17 protein-coding genes and 1 riboswitch are annotated in these 21,350 nt (G+C 47.1%); of the genes, 9 read left to right on the top strand and 8 right to left on the bottom strand.

What is annotated here, in order from left to right; genetic code table 11:
* Positions 1-157 precede the first annotated feature (157 nt).
* Positions 158-1,855, top strand: coding sequence for a tetratricopeptide repeat protein (locus tag A7981_RS07245; RefSeq protein WP_067266106.1), 1,698 nt, complete (start codon positions 158-160; stop codon positions 1,853-1,855).
* Positions 1,856-1,891: 36 nt separating this feature from the next.
* On the opposite strand, the gene A7981_RS07240 is transcribed toward A7981_RS07245, so the two are convergent.
* The gene (locus A7981_RS07240; RefSeq protein WP_067266103.1) at positions 1,892-2,803 is read right to left on the bottom strand and encodes a LysR family transcriptional regulator; all 912 of its coding nucleotides are present in this window, start codon (positions 2,801-2,803) and stop codon (positions 1,892-1,894) included.
* 97 nt (positions 2,804-2,900) lie between these two features.
* Here A7981_RS07240 and metE point away from each other — a divergent pair, with 97 nt between their 5' ends.
* The 4 genes from metE (at position 2,901) to yfaE (ending at position 9,634) form a co-directional block, all read left to right on the top strand.
* Positions 2,901-5,174, top strand: coding sequence for a 5-methyltetrahydropteroyltriglutamate--homocysteine S-methyltransferase (metE, locus tag A7981_RS07235; protein WP_067266101.1), 2,274 nt, complete (start codon positions 2,901-2,903; stop codon positions 5,172-5,174).
* 108 nt (positions 5,175-5,282) lie between these two features.
* Positions 5,283-5,515, top strand: a riboswitch (cobalamin riboswitch).
* Positions 5,516-5,670: 155 nt separating this feature from the next.
* Positions 5,671-7,974, top strand: coding sequence for a class 1a ribonucleoside-diphosphate reductase subunit alpha (nrdA, locus tag A7981_RS07230; protein ID WP_067266094.1), 2,304 nt, complete (start codon positions 5,671-5,673; stop codon positions 7,972-7,974).
* Between the two features lie 110 nt (positions 7,975-8,084).
* A complete protein-coding gene (nrdB, locus tag A7981_RS07225) occupies positions 8,085-9,218 on the top strand; it encodes a class Ia ribonucleoside-diphosphate reductase subunit beta (protein ID WP_067266093.1) in 1,134 nt (377 codons plus the stop codon).
* On the top strand, positions 9,215-9,634 hold the full coding sequence (gene yfaE, locus A7981_RS07220) for a class I ribonucleotide reductase maintenance protein YfaE (protein WP_067266092.1): 420 nt from the start codon (positions 9,215-9,217) through the stop codon (positions 9,632-9,634). The genes nrdB and yfaE overlap by 4 nt, the downstream gene beginning before the upstream one ends.
* A gap of 54 nt (positions 9,635-9,688) precedes the next feature.
* On the opposite strand, the gene aroG is transcribed toward yfaE, so the two are convergent.
* The 5 genes from aroG to A7981_RS07195 form a co-directional block, all read right to left on the bottom strand.
* On the bottom strand, positions 9,689-10,771 hold the full coding sequence (gene aroG, locus A7981_RS07215; protein ID WP_067266089.1) for a 3-deoxy-7-phosphoheptulonate synthase AroG: 1,083 nt from the start codon (positions 10,769-10,771) through the stop codon (positions 9,689-9,691).
* Between the two features lie 83 nt (positions 10,772-10,854).
* Positions 10,855-12,336: a malate dehydrogenase (quinone) gene (gene mqo / locus A7981_RS07210; protein WP_067266086.1), complete on the bottom strand. Its 1,482-nt coding sequence runs from the start codon at positions 12,334-12,336 to the stop codon at positions 10,855-10,857.
* A gap of 95 nt (positions 12,337-12,431) precedes the next feature.
* Positions 12,432-13,445 carry a GTP-binding protein gene (locus A7981_RS07205; RefSeq protein WP_067266685.1) on the bottom strand — a complete coding sequence of 338 codons (1,014 nt, stop codon included), beginning with the start codon at positions 13,443-13,445 and terminating at the stop codon, positions 12,432-12,434.
* A 51-nt stretch (positions 13,446-13,496) separates the two neighbouring features.
* The gene (locus tag A7981_RS07200; protein ID WP_254258515.1) at positions 13,497-14,291 is read right to left on the bottom strand and encodes an EAL domain-containing protein; all 795 of its coding nucleotides are present in this window, start codon (positions 14,289-14,291) and stop codon (positions 13,497-13,499) included.
* A gap of 366 nt (positions 14,292-14,657) precedes the next feature.
* Positions 14,658-15,068 (bottom strand): Fur family transcriptional regulator, encoded by a 411-nt coding sequence (locus A7981_RS07195; protein WP_067266083.1) that lies wholly within the window; start codon positions 15,066-15,068, stop codon positions 14,658-14,660.
* Between the two features lie 75 nt (positions 15,069-15,143).
* Here A7981_RS07195 and A7981_RS07190 point away from each other — a divergent pair, with 75 nt between their 5' ends.
* The 4 genes from A7981_RS07190 to A7981_RS07175 are packed head-to-tail and all read left to right on the top strand — an operon-like array spanning position 15,144 to position 19,374.
* A complete protein-coding gene (locus A7981_RS07190) occupies positions 15,144-17,006 on the top strand; it encodes a ribonuclease catalytic domain-containing protein (RefSeq protein WP_067266080.1) in 1,863 nt (620 codons plus the stop codon).
* Entirely contained in the window at positions 17,006-17,809 is an 804-nt protein-coding gene (locus tag A7981_RS07185; protein WP_067266077.1) for a polyamine aminopropyltransferase, read from the top strand. Before A7981_RS07190 ends, A7981_RS07185 begins: the two co-directional genes overlap by 1 nt.
* Before the next feature lie 24 nt (positions 17,810-17,833).
* The gene (locus tag A7981_RS07180) at positions 17,834-18,997 is read left to right on the top strand and encodes a class I SAM-dependent RNA methyltransferase (protein WP_067266074.1); all 1,164 of its coding nucleotides are present in this window, start codon (positions 17,834-17,836) and stop codon (positions 18,995-18,997) included.
* A 17-nt stretch (positions 18,998-19,014) separates the two neighbouring features.
* Complete coding sequence (locus tag A7981_RS07175; protein WP_067266681.1) at positions 19,015-19,374, top strand: nucleotide pyrophosphohydrolase; 360 nt, start codon at positions 19,015-19,017, stop codon at positions 19,372-19,374.
* Between the two features lie 63 nt (positions 19,375-19,437).
* Here A7981_RS07175 and tpx read toward each other — a convergent pair whose 3' ends face one another.
* Both tpx and A7981_RS07165 read right to left on the bottom strand, forming a co-directional pair.
* Positions 19,438-19,935: a thiol peroxidase gene (tpx, locus tag A7981_RS07170; protein WP_067266071.1), complete on the bottom strand. Its 498-nt coding sequence runs from the start codon at positions 19,933-19,935 to the stop codon at positions 19,438-19,440.
* A 57-nt stretch (positions 19,936-19,992) separates the two neighbouring features.
* Positions 19,993-21,153 carry an FIST signal transduction protein gene (locus A7981_RS07165; RefSeq protein ID WP_067266070.1) on the bottom strand — a complete coding sequence of 387 codons (1,161 nt, stop codon included), beginning with the start codon at positions 21,151-21,153 and terminating at the stop codon, positions 19,993-19,995.
* Between the last annotated feature and the right edge of the window lie 197 nt (positions 21,154-21,350).

Below are 21,350 nucleotides of genomic sequence, written 5' to 3'. Positions count from 1 at the left end.
AAAACATTATTTACATTCTGTTACAAAATTCTGTAATTCGTGCATAATCTAGCCTGCTGAAACATATTCATATTGGGACACCTTCATTGATTTGAAGCTGCAAGATCAACGGCCATCAAGAGCCGCGTTCCATTAAGTGAAAAAGCTTGGAGATGACATGAAAAAAGGAAACGCGCAGTTCAGGCAGCCTGCTGCCCACGAGATTCAACCACTGCTTAACCTGTATAACGCAGGCCAATTACAACAAGCTGAAGCGACTGCTAAAGCGTTGCTTCAGGTTTATCCTAACGCCCCCATCCTGCATAACGTCCTAGGGCCATGTCTGGCTGGGCAGAGAAAGTTTGAAGAGGCTGCCGTGAGTTTTAAGCGTGTGGTGGCTGCAATGCCTAATTCAGCAGAACTCCATTTTAATCTGGCAACCGTGCTGGCAAATCTTGGGCGCCATGACGAGGCGGTTACCAATTATAAAAAAGCCGCCGCCATCAAACCCAGCTATGCAGATGCTTATTTTAATCTGGGCATTTCTCAACAGGCTATTGAGAAATTCGAAGATGCGGTAGCCAGCTATCGCCGTGCAATCGCTATCGAACCTGGTTTCTTTGAAGCACATGGCAACCTTGGTACGGTATTGCAGCAACAAGGTAAGCTGGATGAGGCAATCAGCAGTTATCAAAAAGCGTTAAATATCAATCCTGATGCGCGTGGTCATTTTAACCTTGCCACTGCATTGCGCGACAAAGGTAAGCTGGATGACGCGATCGCGGCTTACCGTCAGGCGATCAGCCTGTATCCGAATTATGTGCAGGCGCATAACAATCTGGGTGAGGCTTTACGCGATCAGGGCAAGATGGACGAGGCGGTTGCTAGCTATCATCAAGCGCTTGCAATCGACCCCAATCATGAAGAAGCGAGTTATAACATCGCTCAGTTTTTATATGATGCAGGTGATTTCCAGCAGGCCATTGCTTATTTCGAGAAATCCAAACTAGGTGACTGGCAGGAAAGGCAGCTCTATTGCTTATATAAAGCCGAGCAATATGACGCATTCAAGCAAAAGCTGCAGCCGCTATTGCAGCAGCGCAATGTCTCGCCGTTTCTTGCGACTTTATCTACCCATTATGCGGCCAACTTCGGCGTTGAAGACCCGTACGATTTCTGCAAGACACCGATGGATTTTGTTTATCACAACAGCATTGGTGAGCTTGCCGGTGAAGATAGCGAGCTGTTAAGTGATTTGCTGCGCGATATCGAATTTGCTGAGATCGCTGAAAGAAAACAGGGGAGGTTGCATCACGGTATCCAATCTGCGGGTAATCTATTCAAACGCTCAGAGGCTTCATTCATCAAGCTCTCGCAACTTATCAAAAAAGAAGTCGAGGCATACCAACAGCGTTTTGCTGACGCAGATTGTGAGTTGGTGCGGTCATTCCCCCAGCAAACAGAATTCAGTAGCTCCTGGTATGTGAAGATGCGCACGGGCGGGCACTTGACTTCCCATATCCATGAGACTGGCTGGTTGAGTGGGTCGGTGTATCTTTCATTGCCAAAGAAAAAAGTCGGGCAAGCTGATGGCAGCATTGAATTCAGTACACATGGTGATCATTATCCGCAGAAGCATACGAATTTTCCTGTCAAGGTGATTGCGCCTAAGCTCGGTGATATCGTGCTATTTCCCTCTTCGCTTTTTCACAGAACCATCCCTTTTACTTCCGATGAAGAACGTATTTGTGTAGCGTTCGATATCAGGCCAAGGTCTTTTCTGCCGGGCATAAAACTGCTGACAGCAGGATGGCTGTGTGCGATGGGTTCCGAACTGATCGATGCTTTATTGATTTCACGATTTGTGGTCGCTTGACTAAACATCCTTAGGTCAAAAAGCCAGTTGCAAGTATCAGATCAGCTTAATCCCATCTAGCTTTTCTGAACATGCTTCGCGAATGATACGCACGAGATCGACAGCATAAGGTTTCGCCATCACTTCAGCCTTGCCCGCGGCATGTAATTCAGACCACAAGCCTTTCTTCGTAATAGGTTTGCCGATCACATATTCATGCTCGATGTAATTCTGCAATCCCCAGCTTGGCAATGCCGCAAGTCCGCGACGGCTGGCGACTAACTGCATGATGGCGACCGTTAATTCAGCGGTGCGACGTTCAAACTTGATATGCGCAGGAGCGAGCAACTCCCGCACAAGGTCGATGCGCTCTTCGGGTACTGGATAAGTGATCAAGGTCTGATGATTAAAATCTTCTGGTACCAAATAAGGTTTGTTATGCAATGGATGGTCTGGCGGAAGCACAGCCAGTATCTCGAATTTAAATAAAGGCGTGTGTTGCAGATGTTTGGAGGCGCTTGGCAAGCCGCCAATGACAAAATCTGCCTTACCCTCTTTGATCAGATTCCAAGGGTCACTGTGGAACCCGGCCACGAGATCCAATTCTACTTCTGGCCATGCACGCCGAAATAGATCCATTACCGGGGTCAGCCAATCAAAACAGGTATGGCATTCCAGCACGATACGCAATTCGCCTGATTGATCTAGCTTGAGCCGTTCCAAATCACGCTCAGCGTGTGCTGTCGCTTCCAGCACGATATCGGCTAGTTTTAATAGTCGCTCACCAGCAGGCGTGAAGCGTAAGCCATGAGCCGTGCGCTGAAATAAGGTGATGTCGTAATATTCTTCAACAGCACGTATCTGGTGGGAGAGTGCGGATTGTGTCAGGTGTACGCGCTCTGCCGCAAGCGCGAGCTTTCCACTTTCTGAAATGGCCTTGAATGATTTTAGGTGCCGGATTTCTATCATGATATGAATTTAATTCAATTTAATTTAAAAAAATGTCGCTTTATTAATTTAATGATAGCACGCAAACTCCATTTTTTTCAAAAAGCATGGAGTCATCATGACAACCGCACATATTCTTGGTTATCCGCGCATAGGCGCAAAACGTGAGCTGAAGTTCGCGCTAGAGTCATTCTGGCAAGGCAATAGCAGTATTCAGGAGCTTGAAGCTACTGGCAGCCAACTTCGTCACCTTAATTGGCAAAAACAAGAAAGCGCCGGTCTGGCATTCGTGAGCGTTGGCGATTTTTCTTACTATGATCATGTGCTTGATCACACGGTGTTATTCGGCGCTGCCCCAGCGCGTTTTGGCTTGGCCGGTAAAGTATTGGCACCTACAGATTATTTTTCTCTGGCGCGTGGCAATGCATCACAGCCTGCCAGTGAAATGACCAAGTGGTTCGATACCAATTATCATTATCTTGTGCCCGAGCTTGGCCCTGAGACCGCATTCTCTGCCAATGCACATGAACTGCTGGTTCAGGTGGATGAGGCACTGGCAACTGGATCATCGGTTAAGCCCACTTTGCTTGGTCCGGTATCTTATCTGTATCTGAGCAAAAGTCGCGCAGAGGGTTTTGATCGAGTAAGCCTTCTCCCATCATTGTGCGCGCAATATGCCGCATTGTTGGCAGAGCTTAAATATCGTGGTATCGAGTGGGTGCAGATAGATGAACCTATTCTGACGTTAGATCTGAATGCGCAGTGGCTAGAGGCGTTTGAGCATGCTTACGCACGCATTCGTGATGACCGCCCCAAGTTATTGCTAGCGACTTATTTTGATCATGTGGCGCGCTATATACCCAGCATCATAAGCTTGCCTGTGGATGGCATCCATATCGATCTTGTACGTGCTCCTGAGCAGCTGAAGCCATGGCTCCATGCATTACCGTCACACTGGGTATTATCTGCTGGCGTAGTCGATGGACGTAACATTTGGCGCAATAACCTGAATGAGACTTTAGATATTTTAGAGCCGGTATCGGCATTGCTGGGTGATCGTTTATGGATCGCCCCATCATGTTCGCTATTGCATGTGCCAGTGACGCTTGATCATGAGACCAAGCTGGATAGTGAAATCAAGTCATGGCTTGCATTCGCAGATGAAAAGTTGATCGAGCTGCAAGTATTGGTGAAAGCGTTAGATGAGGGTAGAGATGCTGTTTCTGATGCGTTATCGCAATCTTATCATGCAGCGGTAACCCGTTCGACGTCTAGTCGGGTGCACGCCAGTGAAGTCAGCAAGCGTTTAGAAAAACTGCATGAAGTCGATGCGGATCGCCAAAGTCCTTTTGCAGCCAGGCGAGTCATCCAGCAGGCAGAACTTAAGCTGCCATTATTGCCCACGACGACGATAGGTTCATTCCCGCAGACGGCTGAGATACGTGCCAGCCGTGCCGCGTTTAAGAGAGGTGAATTGAATGAGGTGCAGTATATATCTGATATGCAAGCGAATATCCGTCATGCCATCAAGCAACAGGAGTTTTTGGGTCTAGATGTATTGGTACATGGCGAGGCGGAGCGCAATGACATGGTGGAGTATTTCGGCGAGCAACTTGCTGGCTATGCATTTACCCAAAATGGCTGGGTGCAAAGTTATGGTTCCCGTTGCGTGAAGCCGCCCGTCATCTATGGCGATGTCTACAGACCATTGCCAATGACGGTAGAAGCGACGACCTATGCGCAGTCTCTTACACAAAAGCCTGTGAAAGGTATGCTTACTGGTCCCGTGACGATGTTGCAATGGTCATTCGTGCGTAACGATCAGCTACGTGAAACTACTGCTCTGCAGTTAGCTTTGGCGATACGTGACGAGGTTGCTGATCTTGAGAAAGCGGGTATCTCTGTCATCCAAATCGATGAGCCGGCATTTCGTGAGGGCTTACCTTTGCAAAAAGCCAATTGGGCACACTACCTTGCCTGGGCGGTTCGAGCATTTAAGCTGTCAGCAAGCGTGGCGAATGATGCAACGCAGATACACACGCATATGTGTTATTCGGAATTCAACGATATTCTGCCATCTATCGCTGCAATGGATGCAGATGTCATCACCATCGAGACATCACGATCAGCGATGGAATTGCTGGATGGATTCGGGGAGTTCGAATATCCAAATGAGATAGGGCCGGGTGTCTATGATATCCATTCGCCAAGAGTACCTACTGTCGAAGCGATGGAAAAACTCATGCTGCGTGCGATGGAAGTCATTCCTGTCGAGCGTTTGTGGATCAATCCGGATTGCGGCTTAAAAACCCGAGCTTGGCCGGAAACTGTTACCGCATTGCAGAACATGGTTCAGGTAGCAAGAAACCTGCGCGCAAGCTTGCAGCAGTAGTCTTCTCTTAAATCCTTATGCACATATAGGTTGATTTTTTATTTTAAAAAAATCAACCTATTGTGGTTTTTATCAAAAATCTCTATTGCAAAATAATATCCCGCTGAGATATAGTGGAGCCACTACGGTCCTCACAGACATTTCTAAATGTGAGTTAAAAGGGAATCCGGTAAAGGGTATTCAAAAAGATGAATATTCTAAAGCCGGGGCTGCCCCCGCAACTGTAATCAGCCACCAGTTTTAGGACTGGTCGCTCGGGCAACATGCCACTGGATATATCCGGGAAGGCTGTCTGAGTGAAGCTGAAAGCCAGGAGACCTGCCGTGGATATTTTTCGTAACGTTTGAGGCGGGGTGACCTCGGCAGAACAGAACGCGCTTTGCGTTTTCTTCATTGCTTGTCCGTATTGGCTGGTGCGTGTTGCAAGTTATTTATCTTGCTGTACTGTACTTAAGATATGGTCTGGACATCCCCGCGCTCGCATAAGGGAGCCATCATGGACGACACAACAGTAAACACGCCTCGCCAACTTCATTACGAATCTATGCAAGCCACTAAGCGTGATGGCCGCCTTGAGCCTATCAATCTAGACAAGATCCACCGCGTGATCGAGTGGGCGGCAGAAGGTCTGAATAATGTCTCGGTTTCTCAGGTTGAGTTACGCTCACATATTCAGTTTTATGATGGTATTCGTACGGATGCTATCCATGAAACCATTATCAAATCAGCCGCGGATCTGATTTCGGAAGAAACACCAGACTATCAGTATATGGCGGCGCGCTTGTCGATATTCCACTTGCGCAAGATCGCTTATGGCCAGTTCGAGCCACCGCATCTATTTGACCATGTCACCAATCTGACAGCGCTTGGTAAATACGATGCGCACCTGCTACGCGATTATACAAAGGCCGAGTTTGATGAATTGAATGGCTATATCGATCACTGGCGCGATATGAAGTTTTCCTATGCAGCAGTCAAGCAGTTGGAAGGCAAGTATCTGGTACAGAATCGTGTCAGCAAAAAAGTGTATGAGAGTCCGCAATTCCTCTACATGCTGGTCGCCATGTGTCTATTTGCCAGATATACAGGTAGTACTCGCCTTGATCTGATCAAACGCTTCTATGACGCGGCTTCAAACTTCAAGATTTCGTTACCAACCCCAATCATGGCCGGTGTGCGTACACCTACCCGTCAGTTCAGTTCATGCGTATTGATCGAGTGCGATGATAGTCTGGATAGTATCAATGCGACGACGAGCTCAATCGTGCGTTACGTATCCCAGCGTGCTGGTATCGGCATCAATGCGGGGCGTATCCGTGCAGTCGGCAGCGAGATTCGCAATGGTGAAGCGCAGCACACAGGCTGCTTGCCGTTCTACAAGTTGTTTCAGGCAGCCGTCAAGTCTTGCTCCCAAGGTGGAGTGCGCGGTGGTGCTGCGACTTTGTTCTACCCGATCTGGCATCTTGAGGTCGAGACCCTATTGGTGCTCAAGAATAACCGTGGCGTGGAAGAGAACCGTGTGCGCCATCTTGATTACGGCGTACAGATAAACCGTCTGATGTATCAGCGACTCATCAAGGGGCAAGAGATCAGTTTGTTCTCCCCACATGATGTGCCGGGTTTGTATGACGCATTCTTTGCAGATCAGGATGAGTTCGAGCGGTTATATACCCAATATGAAGCCGATGGCAGTGTTCGCAAGCGCACGTTGCCAGCTGTCGAGCTCTTCTCATTGATGATGCAAGAGCGCGCTGGCACTGGGCGTATCTACATACAGAATGTGGATCATTGCAATACGCATAGTCCATTTAACCCTGCTTTAGCACCAATACGCCAATCTAATTTGTGTATGGAGATTGCCTTACCAACAAGCCCATTGAACGATTTGAATGATGGAGAGGGCGAGATCGCTTTATGCACACTTTCAGCTTTCAATCTTGGTGCATTGGAATCATTGGATGAGCTTGAAGGTCTGGCAGAGTTGGTCGTTCGCTCACTGGATGCGTTACTCGAATATCAGGATTACCCTGTAAAAGCAGCCTTGAATGCGACTGAGAAACGCCGTTCGCTTGGGGTCGGTGTCATTAACTATGCTTATTATCTGGCAAAGAACGGCACTGGCTATACTGATGAAGCAGCGCTATCGCTGACGCATCGCACTTTTGAAGCCATCCAATATTACCTATTGAAAGCATCGGTACAGCTATCACGCGAATTCGGTCCTTGCAAAGCATTCCATGAAACTACCTATGCGCAGGGCATTTTGCCGATCGATACCTACAAGCGCGATCTGGATGCAGTTTGCAGTGAGCCGTTGCAATTGGATTGGGAAGCGCTTCGTGGCGATATCACAACGCATGGTCTGCGCAACTCTACGCTAACTGCGCTCATGCCTTCTGAAACTTCCAGCCAGATTGCCAATGCGACCAATGGCATCGAGCCGCCACGTGGTTTGGTGTCTGTGAAGCAATCCAAGGATGGTATCTTGCGCCAAGTCGTGCCAGAAATCGATCGTCTGCGTAGTCAATACCAATTGCTTTGGCAAATGCCTGATAACGAAGGGTATCTAAAGCTGGTAGGCATCATGCAAAAGTTTGTCGATCAATCGATCTCGACCAATACCAATTACGATCCTAAGCGTTTTGAAGGCGGTCGGGTGCCGATGAAGCAATTGCTGAAAGATTTGTTGCAGGCATATAAGTTGGGAATCAAGACGCTGTATTACCACAACACGCGTGATGGCGCAGGCGAGAGCGAAGAGGAAGACGCATCTTGTGAAAGTGGTGCTTGCAAGATATAGGCGTCCTTATTTAGCTAGATACTACAAGTGCATTGCCAGCTGCGCACCGTTTATCGGTGCGCAGCTGATACTAATAAAAATCAATCGAATAAATACCAGAGAATAACGTCATGGCCTATAGCATCTTTTCTAAGGTAGATAACAAGCAGATGGAAGAGCCGATGTTCTTCGGACAGCCGGTCAACGTCGCTCGCTACGATCAGCAAAAATACCCGGTATTTGAACGCTTGATCGAAAAGCAGCTTTCATTCTTTTGGCGTCCGGAAGAGGTGGATGTTTCGCAAGATCGTATCGATTACCAGAATTTGCCTGAGCATGAGAAGCACATCTTTATCAGTAACCTGAAATATCAGACGTTGTTGGATTCTATTCAAGGCCGTAGTCCCAATGTGGCATTGCTGCCGTTAGCCTCATTGCCTGAATTGGAGACTTGGATCGCGACATGGGCATTCTCTGAGACTATCCACTCGCGCTCCTACACGCATATCATCCGTAACATCATCAATGATCCATCACTGGTATTCGATGACATCGTGCGCAATGACAATATCTGTGCGAGAGCTTCTGATATCTCCGCTTATTACGATGATCTGATCCGTTACATGATGCTGTATTCACAGCTTGGTGAGGGGGAGCATGTCATCAATGGCAAGCTGGAATCTATTCGTCTGCGTGAACTGAAAAAGAAGCTCTATCTATGCCTCATGAGCATCAATATTCTTGAGGCGATTCGCTTCTATGTCAGCTTTGCCTGCTCATTTGCCTTTGCTGAACGTAAGGTGATGGAAGGTAATGCCAAGATCATCCGACTTATCGCGCGTGATGAGGCGCTTCACCTGACAGGGACGCAGCATATGCTGAATATCATGCGTTCAGGGCAGGATGACCCCGAGTTTGCGGTAATCGCCCAAGAGCTGCATCAAGAATGTTGTGATATGTTCAAGGAAGCGGCTCAACAAGAGAAGGGCTGGGCAGATTACCTGTTCAAAGGTGGTTCGATGATCGGTTTGAACAAGAACATCCTTTGCCAGTATGTCGAGTACATCACAAACAACCGCATGGCATCAGTCGGCCTACCGCCCGCATTCGAGAATGCAAAAAGTAACCCTATCCCATGGATCAATACATGGTTGGCCTCTGATACCGTGCAAGTGGCTCCGCAAGAAGTTGAATTAAGCTCTTATCTTATCGGCCAGATCGATTCAGAAGTCTCGGCGGATGATCTTAACAGTTTTGAACTTTGAGTCAGATCACCACACAAGATCAATCATTTCGTCTAGTGCTGCATGAGACATTGCTGGATGGGTTGGAGCGCACCGGGCACGAGGTCGAATATCAGTGCCGCAGCGGCTATTGTGGCATGTGTCGTGTCAAACTCTTGCATGGAGATGTTCGCTACTTGGAGCCGCCGCTGGCCTTTGTGGCATACGATGAGGTGTTGCCATGTTGTTGTGTCCCAATTGCTGATATCACGGTGGATTGCCGATTGCTGGCTAAATTTAAAGCCTCGCAGCGCAGTCAAGATATGTTTGCGCCACAAGGATTACTTTTTTCAGATGATGAGTTGATGCCTAAATCACAGCAAAAGACTGGTATCAAGAAACGTAGCAGAAGTGTGCGGCGAAAAGGGGATAAGAGTCGTAATCTGGAATTGTTTTAGTTTCAGATAATAAAAAAACCGGCCATGTGAGCCGGTTTTTTTATTTGAAAGGAATTACTCGATCACTTCTTCATGCCTTCTGCGAGCACGCACACCTTCTGCCAAAGTTTCAAGTACAACCAGCGTATCATCCCACCCTAAACAGGCATCAGTAATAGATTTTCCGTACTCAAGTGAGCAGCCGGGCGTATGATCTTGCCGGCCTTCATACAGGTGTGACTCCACCATCACGCCGATGATACGGTCATCACCATTACCTAATTGATCGGCCACGTTCTTTGCGACTTCTGTCTGCATTTTGTACTGGCGTGAACTATTGGCATGTGAACAATCTACCATCACTTTTGCTGTCAGGCCTGCACTTGCCAACTCGCTCGCTGCCGCTTCAACGCTGGCTGCATCATAGTTGGGTGTTTTTCCACCACGTAATATGACATGGCAGTCTTCATTGCCCGTTGTTGATACGATGGCTGAATGGCCTTCTTTGGTCACTGATAGAAAATGATGTGGGCTTGCGGCAGCCTTAATCGCATCAACTGCGATCTTGATATTGCCATCGGTGCCATTTTTAAAGCCGACCGGGCAAGATAAACCAGAAGCTAGCTCCCGGTGTATCTGTGATTCTGTCGTGCGTGCGCCTATCGCTCCCCAGCTGACTAAGTCTGCTGTGTATTGTGGCGTGATGGTATCCAAGAATTCGGTTGCCGCAGGCAAGCCAAGCTCATTCACTTCCAGCAAGAAGCGGCGGGCAATCTCAAGGCCTTCATTAATCTTGTAGCTGCCATCAAGGTGCGGGTCATTGATCAGGCCTTTCCAGCCCACGGTCGTGCGTGGTTTTTCAAAATATACACGCATCACGATGACCAGTTCTTTTGAGAAAAGGGCGCGTTGTGTCACTAAGCGTTTTGCGTATTCGATGCCGGACTTAGGGTCATGGATCGAGCAAGGGCCGACAATGACCAGCAAACGGTCATCAGCGCTATGCAATATGCCGTGGATAGCAGATCGGGCAGCCACGATGTTATCCGTAGTCGCAGTACTCGCCTGCAACTTTTCCAGCAAGGTAGAAGGAGGGGCGAGTTCCTTGATCTCCTTGATGCGGATATCGTCGGTTGCGATTTTTTGGTATGGGCTCATTTTGTAGCTAAATCTGTATTGAGGCGTACTCAATTATTCTGAATAAGCCGCTATTATAAATGACTACGGCTAACTTTCTGTGACTAGTTCAATTTCAGTGTCTTTAGCGTTCTCTTACGTACTTTTCTGAGTAACGCGGCATTCTCAATTAAAGATTCACCATAAGAGGGAATCATCTCTTTCAGCTTGTCTTGCCAAGGCTGGCTTGCCACTTTATCTTTGAAGCATCGTTCCAATACTTCAAGCATCGCCTGCACAGAAGTCGATGCACCAGGAGATGCGCCCAGTAATGCGGCTAACGTCCCGTCTTTAGCTGCAACAATCTCGGTACCGAACTCAAGTTTTCCACCTTTTTTGTCACAGTTTTTGATGATCTGTACACGTTGCCCAGCGTTGGCGAGTGTCCAGTCACTTTCCTTTGCTTCAGGATAAAAAGCACGTAAAGCTTTTACGCGCTCTTTATGTGATTGGAATACCTCACCTACCAGATATCGGGTCAGATCACGATTATGCAAGCCTGCCGATAAGATAGATTTCAGGTTGTTTGATTTAACAGATGCCACGAGATCAAGAAATGAGCCTTTCTTCAGAAATTTTGTCGTAAAACCTGCATAAGGGCCAAATAACAAGGCGGGTTTCCCATTGATGATGCGTGTATCAAGATGCGGCACAGACATAGGCGGGGCACCGAGCGGCGCTTTACCATAGACCTTTGCGTAGTGCTGGCTGATGACCTCAGGCTTATTGCACACCAGCCATTGCCCGCTAACAGGGAACCCGCCGTAGCCTTTGCTTTCAGGGATGCCTGACTTTTGCAAAAGCGGTAGTGCGCCACCGCCAGCACCAAGGAAGACAAAGCCAGCATCTATCTTTCTGGTTTTTCCAGTGTGTCTATTCTCAAGTTTGACTTCCCATCGGTGGTTTTTTTTGCGGCGCAATGTCTCTACTTTGTGGCCCAAAAGTAATTGGAACTCAGGGGATGCTTTTAATGCATCTACCATCTGATGCGTTAATGCACCAAAGTCGATATCTGAGCCATATTTCACCCGCGTAGCGGCTATTTTTTGCGTGACTTTGCGGTGCTGCATTATCAAGGGCATCCACTCAAGTAACACATCGGGATCTTCGCTGTATTCCATGTTTTCAAACAAGTGGTGGGCACTTAATCGCGCATGGCGCTTTTTCAGGAATCCCACATCGGCATCACCCCATACAAAGCTCTCGTGAGGCGTAGGGTTGATAAAGCTTTTCGGGGTGGAAAGATGTTTAGTATCAACAAGATAAGACCAAAGCTGTAGTGAAGTCTCAAAAGCCGCATTAATGCCAAGTGCACGATTGATCTCGACTTCACCATCGGGTTTTTGTGGCGTGTAGTTCAATTCGCAATAGCCTGCATGGCCTGTGCCTGCATTGTTCCAGCCATCTGAGCTCTCTTGGGCGACTTGGTCGAGTCTTTCCACCATCATGATTTTTAATGAGGAATCAAGCTGCTGCAATAAGGTGCCAAGAGTGGCGCTCATAATACCGCCGCCGACAAGCAATATATCTATGTGGGTTTCAGACATTTTTTAGGTTCTGGTCATGCTTAAACATGTTGGGACAGAATGATATGCGTGATAACGCCTTGTGTAAAATAGGTCGATGCTAAGTTTAGTAAATCCTAAACCTGCATCATTGCATCACGAATCTTTAGCTCATCCAAACCTTTGCCAATCAATACAATCCGACTGATCGGTTCATCTTCTTCCCAATTTTCAAGCAATGTTGGCGGGTAGAGGGTTTGCTGCACTGCGTGAATGGCTAGTGGTGCTGGCGCATCTTCAGCATGAATGATGCCTTTAAGCCGGAGTAGCTTTTCACCTTGAGACTCACACACCCATTTAACGACTTGTTCTAGTTGTGACCACATGAGTGGTTTGGGCATGGTGACGGTAAAACTGCTGATCTCATCATCGTGCGCTGCTTGGGGCAAAGACCCGCGCGTTGCTTTTGAGCGACTGGGGGCACGCAACCAGCGTTGCGGTTGTGCTTTCTTTTCCATATCGAACAGGCCCACATCAATGATCGACGATGGGCTGATCTCGCCATGCGTGATACGGTATTGCGTCGCGCCCGGGTTGATCTCTATAAGTTTTTCACTGAGTGCAGATAGTTGTTCTTCTGTTGCCAGATCTGATTTCGTCAGCAGTAATACATCAGCAACAGCGGCCTGATTTTGCGCCTCGCTATGGCTATTCAGTTGGTTGAGACCATAAATGCTGTCTATCGTCACCACTACAGCATCAAGTCTGTAGGTTGAGCTAATAACGGGTTCATTGAGTAGATTCGCCATGATTGGCCCAGGATTCGCCATACCTGTGGTTTCGATCACTAGACGTTTGAATTCTGGAATGCCGCCTAATGCGCGCTTGAAGAATAGATCGCGCAGGGTATCTGCCATCTCATTAGTCAATGTGCAGCATAAACAGCCTGATTCGAGCAATACAGTATTGTCAGCGATATGTTCGCTTTCTACCGTGCGTGCAAGTATATGATCTAACCCGGCCTCCCCAAGTTCGTTGATCACAACGGCGGTATCTTTCATGCCGGGGTTGTTCAATAGCTTGTTGAGAAGGGTGGTTTTGCCACTGCCTAGAAAGCCTGTAAGCAGGGTGACGGGAATACGATTATCTATCATGACTAAAACTCAAATTTTATGGATTGTTTTATTTCTTGGGTAGCCAATTTAATTCCAGGCATCAGCTTCAATCTTGCCCGCAGCTTTAAATGCAGGTTTACAAAATAAGAAACCTTGCATAAGAGATACACCATGAGCGGTAAAGAAATCTCGCTCCCCCTTTGTTTCTATACCCTCTGCCAGTACTGTTACATCAAGTTCTTGGCACATGCTGATAAGGGCTTTTGAGATGGCTTGGCGAGATTTGTCTTTATCTATATTTCGCAATAACTCCATATCAATTTTGATAATGTCTGGTTGGAATTGAGCAAGCAAATTAAGGCCAGCATAGCCAGCACCAAAGTCATCAATGGCGGTCTTGAAACCCATTTTCTTATATTCAGCCACAATATTTAAAAGGTGACTGGTGTCTTTTATTCGTTCTACTTCTGTAAATTCAAAAATGATCTTGTTTATCGGGAAATGATATTTTTCGGCTGCAGCCAGTGTGGTTTTGATGCAAAGCTCTGGTCGATAGACCGCATTTGGCATGAAGTTGATGGATAAGTATCCTTGAAGATTAAGCGCTGCGGCTGTTTTTACAGCTTTTACACGGCATGCCTGATCAAATCTGTATACGTTATCATTATGCACTTGACTCAACACGGTGTGAGCGCCTTCACCATTGGCCCCTCTAATCAGTGCTTCATGGGCATAGATACTTTTGGTTGAGAAATCAACGATTGGCTGATACGCATATTCAAAATCAAACCCTAAAAAAGATGGCGTAATACATCCTTCGCAGCCATGAGCTTCCGAAAGGTCAGATATATTCATGGAAGTTTTAACAGAATTTGAAGTCATGACCTTTCCTCTTTAAGGTTTTAAGATAGTTAAGCTCTAGTTGATTGTACAGTAAAGAATTCGTTCAGTATCTAAAAGGGTTAGGGGCATGTATCTTGTTCGCACAAGGTCTGCAGCAAGCATTTTTAAACGACTAGACTGGTAGACGGGCACAAGATCAAGAATGTCTATTCTCGCTAAAACTAGCACTCAGTGTACTCCGCTATCGCTTTTTTCTGGGCTTCATTGAGTTCAGCATCCCAGTTCGGAAATGGATCCGGAAGCTGCTTCCAAAGTTGCATGCCCAATGCTATTTGCGATTACTTCCGTATGTGGTTAAGCAGGAGGGTTGTTATTTACAACATTATTGCTAAATTGAATGGCTATTTAAGATTTATGCGAATCGCAATCGGCGCAACGGCCGCTGATGTTGAGTTCGACTGATTCAACGGTAAAATGTTTAGGGATCTGTTGTGGCGGTTTTATATGCACGCCATCAAGACAATACACCTTGCCGCACTGATTACATTTAAAATGGGCATGTTGATGCGCGGTGTTTTTCTGCGTTAGCTGGAAGCGTCTAGCGCGATCTTGCCCCATAATAGCGTGTGCGAGGCCGCCATCCACAAGCCAATCGAGAACACGATATAAGGTAACGCGGTCAAAATTATCCAGCTGATCCAGAATCTCAGTATGCGTTAGTGCGTTACTGGCATTGGCTAATATATTGAGGACGGCCACACGGGATGCGGTAGGGCGTTGTCCTGCATCAAGGATTAGGTGTTCTGCTTCATTCATAGATGCTACGTTACAGAGATAACAATATTGGCGTCAACTGATGCTTAAATTAAGTTGGAAAAGAATCAAGAAACAATGAATGTATTTTTTGAAGAAGATGGTGGGTTTAAGGTCGCTTCTGTTATGTCAGAAAGCGCGGGATCACTACAAATAGAGTCGCTAAGTGGTAAGCGCAGCAAGATCAAACTTGCTAATGTATTGATGCGTTTTGAGTCAGCACTATCAGGGTTTATGGATGCCTCCAACCAAGAGGCTGAAAACCTCGAGACGGAGTTTCTCTGGGAGTGTTGCGGCGAACCTGAATTCGGGTTTGAAGAGCTGGCGCGGGAGTATTATGGCAAGACGCCTAGCTCAATAGAGTCGGCTGCCGTTGCTTTGCGCCTGCATAGTGCCCCTGTTTACTTCTACCGCAAAGGTAAGGGGCGTTACAAGGCTGCCCCTGCCGAAACGCTAAAAGCGGCTTTGGCCTCGCTTGAGAAAAAGCGCCTGCAGGCCGAGAAAATCGCACAATATGCAGAACAGCTAAAAGCCAATCAATTACCTGAAGCATTCAGCGATAAGCTCGATATGCTGTTTTATTCGCCTGATAAAAATAGCCTGGAGTGGAAAGCATTAGAGCAAGCATCAGCGGATACACATATCAGCCATATCAAATTGCTTGAAGCTGCAGGCGCTATCGCGTCAATACATGATTATCATCTTGGTGCTTTTTTACGCGAGTATTTCCCTGACGGCACTGGTTTTGCGATCGATGAATTGCAGGTCGATGTTTCAGATTTGCCGCGCTCTGATGCCGAGGCATTCAGTATCGATGATAGTACGACAACTGAGATCGACGATGCACTTTCAGTGCATGCGTTGTCCAATGGTAATACGCGAGTAGGCATTCATATCGCAGCGCCATCCTTGGGTATTCCACTGAAAAGCGCGTTGGACGATATCGCGATGCAACGCCTCTCAACTGTCTATATGCCCGGCAACAAGATCACCATGTTGCCTGATACTCTCGTGCAACCTTATAGCCTGAATGCAGGCGAATGGCGGCCTGCATTGTCTTTATATCTAGAGGTGACGCCCGAGCTGGTGATCGCTAATCGCGAAAGCAAACTTGAGCTGGTCAATATCGTAGATAACCTGCGTCATGATGCACTTGAGCCTTATTTTAATGAAGATACATTGGCTGCCGATAGCGGCCATCCCTATTGGCAAAAACTGTTGTTCCTCTTTCAGTTGGCTGAAGCGCTGGAAAAAGCACGTGGTAAGCATGACCCTAATAAACCAGTGCAGCTCGATTACAATTTTTATGTAGATGACGGCATTGTCAGCATCATTACACGCCGTCGTGGTTCGCCGATGGATAAGCTTGTCGCTGAACTGATGATAGAAGCCAACAGCCAGTGGGGTGCATTACTGGCGCAGCATGATATTCCCGGTATCTATCGTGCACAGAGCGGCGGCAAAGTGTATATGACGACTAAAGCCGAACCGCATCAAGGGTTGGGCGTTGCGCAATATGCATGGAGCACCTCACCATTGCGCCGTGCAGTCGATTTGATCAATCAACGGCAAGTTATTTCCATTTTGAACGCAGAAGCGCCAGCTTATCCAAAAGACAGTGATGATCTATTAGTAGCGATGCGTAATTTTGATCAAACCTATAATGCTTACAATGAGTTTCAGACGCGTATGGAACGTTACTGGTGCCTGCAATACCTGATTCAGGAAAATATTGCCGAGGTGAGCGCAACCGTTTGGCGTGAGAATCTTGTTAGACTTGACCATATCCCATTCATCACCAAAGTGCATGGCATGCCGGAGCTTGCTGTTGGTACGAAAGTAATATTAGAGATCAAGCGCGTAGATACATTGATGCTAGAGCTAGATACCCGCTTCAAGGCACAGGAGCAAGCTGAAACTGCTACAGAGGCTGCGGCCTGATGTTTAAATTGGGTGCCGGGATGTTTGCGCGTAGTATCCATAGGCGCGTCACTGAAGAAAGCAGCGTGGATGTCAGCGAGAGTAATGGCATACGTTCATTGCATCTTGGCTCCGATACCGTGCAAAGTTCGATGCGCGTAAAGGCACCATTTGAGCTTGAGTTACGCTACACCCGCGGCATGATGGCTTTTCTGCTTTTCTCCAGCAAAGTAAAAAACCTATTGGCGATAGGTTTAGGCGGTGGGTCAGTACCTAAATATATCTACCATCATCTGCCGGATATCGATACAAGAGTCGTTGAGATCAATCCACAGATCATCAGTATTGCGCGTAGCCACTTCATGGTGCCCGAAGATGATGAGCGATTTAGCGTGATAGAGGGTGACGGTGTTGCTTATTTGCAGACGCATCACGAAACTGCTCAAGTACTGATGATTGATGCCTTTGATAGCAAAGGCATTCCACCTGATTTATGCTCACAGGATTTCTTCGATCAATGTGCTGCCGCACTTACCATAGATGGCATGATGCTAATCAATCTTTGGGGTTCGGATAAGAACTTTGATATCTATTGTCAGCGTATAGAAGAGAGTTTTAAACAGCGTATTCTGATACTGCCAACAGGGCGCCCCGGTAATATCGTGGTCATCGGCTTTCGTAAAAGCCCAAATGATTTGCGCTGGAGCTCATTGCGCGAACGTGCAAAAACCCTAGAGGCAGAACACAAGATTGAGTTTCTCGAATTTGTCGAGAAGCTGAGAGAACATAACGAAGCAACAAGCAACCGCTTGCTGCTCGATTAATTAAGCAAACGGAAAAGAATCTTAATGAGCCAACACCAGTTTTTTGCAACTTGCCCGCGTGGTTTAGAAGCCTTACTCGTCGATGAATTAACCGCCTGTGGCGCTAAAAACATCCAGCCTACAGATGGTGGGGTTGGCTTTAGCGGGGATATGCCGATGTGTTATCAGGCAAATCTCCAGAGCCGCATCGCAACCCGTATCCTTTGGCAAGTAGGGCGTGGCAGGTATGCGACTGAAGATGACCTGTACCAAGCCGCTTATAAACTGGATTGGCCTCAATGGTTCAATGTGGGCAGTGATTTTATGGTCAAGGTGACTGGTGTGAAGTGCCCCTTAAAGAGCTTGGAATTCGCAACGCTCAGGATAAAAGATGCCGTTTGTGATCGGTTCCGCCAAGCTGTTGGTAGTCGTCCGTATATCGATACTAAAGAGCCGGATGTGCGTATCCACGCTTATCTTGCCGCTGAAGAATACCAGTTCTATCTTGATACTTCAGGTAATGCGCTCTATCAGCGCGGATTGCGCCGTGCCAGCATAGAAGCGCCATTGCGCGAAAATCTCGCTGCTGGCATCCTGAAGCTTTCAGGCTGGCAACCGGGAACACCTTTTCTAGATCCGATGTGCGGTAGCGGTACGTTTCTTCTTGAGGCTGCCATGATCGCACTCAATATTGCGCCGGGTAGTGGTCGCACCTTCGGTTTTGAAAAGCTCAAGAATTTTGATGAGACTGCGTGGAGCAAACTGCGCCAGCAAGCAAAATCCAAAATCAAGCCTGTTACCTTTCAAAAGATATACGGCAGCGATACTGATTTACGCGCTGTGCGTATCGCCAAGCAGAACATTGAGCAGGCAGGCCTAATGGAGGCCGTGCAGCTATCGAAAGTCGATTTTACCGAAGTCATACCACCTCACGGTGAAGGTGTTTTAGTTGCAAATCCACCTTATGGCGTGCGTATCGGTGAAGATGAGGAACTTGCCGCGCTATACCCTAAGATGGGTGAAGCATTAAAACGGAAATTCTCCGGCTGGAATACCTATTTCCTCACCACTGACATGCGTTTGCCTAAACTAATGCGCTTGGCGCCATCAAAGCGCACGCCGCTATTTAATGGCCCATTAGAGTGCCGATTGTTTGAGATTAAGATGGTGGCTGGTTCAAACCGTAAAGATGCGGTTAAAGAAGGCTAAATCAGGAGGGATAAATGATGAGTGATTCATTGGCTGAGTTGCGCGCAAAGATCAATGCATTCGTGCACGAGCGGGATTGGGAGCAGTTTCACTCCCCCAAAAATCTCGCCATGGCGATGATCGTTGAGGCGGCAGAGCTGGTTGAGCACTTTCAATGGGATACCTTGGAAGACAGTTATCAGCTAACCCCTGAAAAACGCGAACAAGTCAGCCATGAGCTTGCTGATACGTTCGTTTATCTTTTACGCATTGCTGAAGTATTGAAGATCGACCTGCTTCATGCCGCAAATGCGAAGATATTGTTGAGTGCTAAGAAATACCCTGTCGACAAAGCACGGGGCAGTAACGCCAAATATACTAAATATCAGGAAAAATAGCGTAATAACGTTAGCCAATAAAAAGCCGACCAATGTGTCGGCTTTTTTATTAAGAGATTCGGCTTACAGTATTGCTAGTGCTGCATCGTAGTTGGGCTCATTGGCGATTTCTGACACCAATTCACTATGCAATACTTTATTGTTTTCATCCAGCACGACAACTGCACGCGCAGTCAGGCCAGCTAAGCTACTGTCTTTGATCTGTACGCCATATGATTCAGAGAATTTAGCTGTGTTGCGGAATGTGGATAAGGTCACAACATTATCCAAACCCTCTGCGCCACAAAAGCGTGTTTGTGCAAATGGCAAATCAGCAGAGATGCATAGCACAACGGTGTTATCCAGTTTGCTAGCCTTAGTGTTGAATTGGCGTACGGACATCGCACATGTCGGTGTATCTACGCTTGGGAATATGTTTAGGATTTTACGTTTTCCTGCATAGGTCGCTAGATTGACGTCTGTACGTGCTTTATCAGCAAGGCTGAAATCTGGTGCTGTGCTGCCAGTACTTGGCAGTGTGCCGCCGATGCTCACTGGATTGCCTTTAAGGGTTACGCTCATTACATTCTCCTTGATTGAATTTTTAGTTAATCATTATTAAATCATGTTTTGCGGTAGCTAAACGAGTAAATCTTCACTTAAGTAGCCAATCGTCATCGTCTGGTTATGCAGTACGCTATCGTTAGTATTGGGGCGGGGGCAAAACTCGCCGTAAGAGTAGAACCCAGCAATCTTGGTGTGGGGGCCTAGTGTTTTCTGCACGGCCTTGATCTCATCCGCAACCTGGTCTGCCATGACCAATTTACGGCCTACACAACTCACACATAATGCCAGTCCGGGCTGAAATGACTCTGCAGATTCAAGGCTGCTGATGATAAAGCCAGCTGCACCGCTAGCCCCTTCCAGAAGGCGTTCGTGATTGGTCTGACACAACCTGACGGTTTCGCCTTCTTCTACGTTTCCGGCAAAGATCAGGCTGTTTTCCGCAGCGTTGATGGCAAGCAGAGTACGAATCTTCTCTGTCTCGCGCTTACCTTCTTCAATGATCGCGAAAGGGAATTTCAATCCTGTGCTTGGCAGGCCTTTTGCGAAATGCTCACCTATATACATGCGGTAAAGCGGCAGTGCCGGTTTACCATCTAGCTCGTATACAATGTTTTTATCTGATTTTGTAATCTTGCGTGGCGGGCCGTAAGGTTTCCAGCCGCCTGAGGCACCTGTCGCTGTGACTAGGTTTTTGCCATATAACCCAACAGCAATGATCATATTTTCAGAAACGGTATCGTTGAATAGCTGTAGTGTTTTGACAAAAGCACCGGCATCACCCGCCATGCCTCCTACAATCGGAATTTCTCCCAATACACTTTGAAAACCTTCCAGCAATTCGGAGCCGTTCACATGCAAGCCGTCAGAAAAGACTAGAACGGTTCTAAGGTCATCAGTTTTTAACTGGATAGCCAAGCTCTGCGCGGCTTCAAATGAGCTTTGCATGCCACTCATCGTTGTGTGTGTTACGCGCTGGGTGGTTTTCTCCCATTGGATAGCAGTCAACTGGAGACTGTCGTCAAATACCTCGTTGGTATTGATCTCGCCCGAGGTCGTACAGCCAATAATCTGTGCCTGAGGATAACGGTCTTTTAAAAAAGCGGGTAATTTGGGTTCGCTAAAACGCCTGACTGAACCAAAAACCAGCACCAAATTGGCGCTTGGCAGCGAAGAAGTGGGCACGAAATCTTTTAGTGCCATCTTCCCCGTGAGCGACTCCTGACTAATCAGCATTTTTCTCCTCTCTATAAATTGCTGCTACTTTGGTGTAGCTAGCTTATTATCAATTAATTGATTTTTTGTTTTAAGTAGCTTGTTTTTGTTATGTTTTAATGAAATTTATAAAAGCCTTTTCTCCTCAGTTGCAAGAGCTAGCCATATTTAACCCCTTTGTTATCAGGTTGACAACTGAATATATGCTGTCGAAAGTA

The sequence above is a fragment of the Methylovorus sp. MM2 genome, assembly GCF_001648895.1.
GTDB lineage: Bacteria > Pseudomonadota > Gammaproteobacteria > Burkholderiales > Methylophilaceae > MM1.
Note: the sequence above shows the minus strand (reverse complement) of the source record. Positions and strands in the feature narration are given on the sequence as shown.

Coding starts and splice junctions, on each gene's coding strand:
- A7981_RS07185 (WP_067266077.1), top strand. CDS start 17,006: ATGTTTAAATTGGGTGCCGGGATGTTTGCGCGTAGTATCCATAGGCGC.
- A7981_RS07190 (WP_067266080.1), top strand. CDS start 15,144: ATGAATGTATTTTTTGAAGAAGATGGTGGGTTTAAGGTCGCTTCTGTT.
- nrdB (WP_067266093.1), top strand. CDS start 8,085: ATGGCCTATAGCATCTTTTCTAAGGTAGATAACAAGCAGATGGAAGAG.
- aroG (WP_067266089.1), bottom strand. CDS start 10,771: ATGAGCCCATACCAAAAAATCGCAACCGACGATATCCGCATCAAGGAG.
- A7981_RS07195 (WP_067266083.1), bottom strand. CDS start 15,068: ATGAATGAAGCAGAACACCTAATCCTTGATGCAGGACAACGCCCTACC.
- A7981_RS07245 (WP_067266106.1), top strand. CDS start 158: ATGAAAAAAGGAAACGCGCAGTTCAGGCAGCCTGCTGCCCACGAGATT.
- nrdA (WP_067266094.1), top strand. CDS start 5,671: ATGGACGACACAACAGTAAACACGCCTCGCCAACTTCATTACGAATCT.
- mqo (WP_067266086.1), bottom strand. CDS start 12,336: ATGTCTGAAACCCACATAGATATATTGCTTGTCGGCGGCGGTATTATG.
- A7981_RS07240 (WP_067266103.1), bottom strand. CDS start 2,803: ATGATAGAAATCCGGCACCTAAAATCATTCAAGGCCATTTCAGAAAGT.
- A7981_RS07165 (WP_067266070.1), bottom strand. CDS start 21,153: ATGCTGATTAGTCAGGAGTCGCTCACGGGGAAGATGGCACTAAAAGAT.
- A7981_RS07180 (WP_067266074.1), top strand. CDS start 17,834: ATGAGCCAACACCAGTTTTTTGCAACTTGCCCGCGTGGTTTAGAAGCC.
- tpx (WP_067266071.1), bottom strand. CDS start 19,935: ATGAGCGTAACCCTTAAAGGCAATCCAGTGAGCATCGGCGGCACACTG.
- A7981_RS07175 (WP_067266681.1), top strand. CDS start 19,015: ATGAGTGATTCATTGGCTGAGTTGCGCGCAAAGATCAATGCATTCGTG.
- A7981_RS07200 (WP_254258515.1), bottom strand. CDS start 14,291: ATGACTTCAAATTCTGTTAAAACTTCCATGAATATATCTGACCTTTCG.
- metE (WP_067266101.1), top strand. CDS start 2,901: ATGACAACCGCACATATTCTTGGTTATCCGCGCATAGGCGCAAAACGT.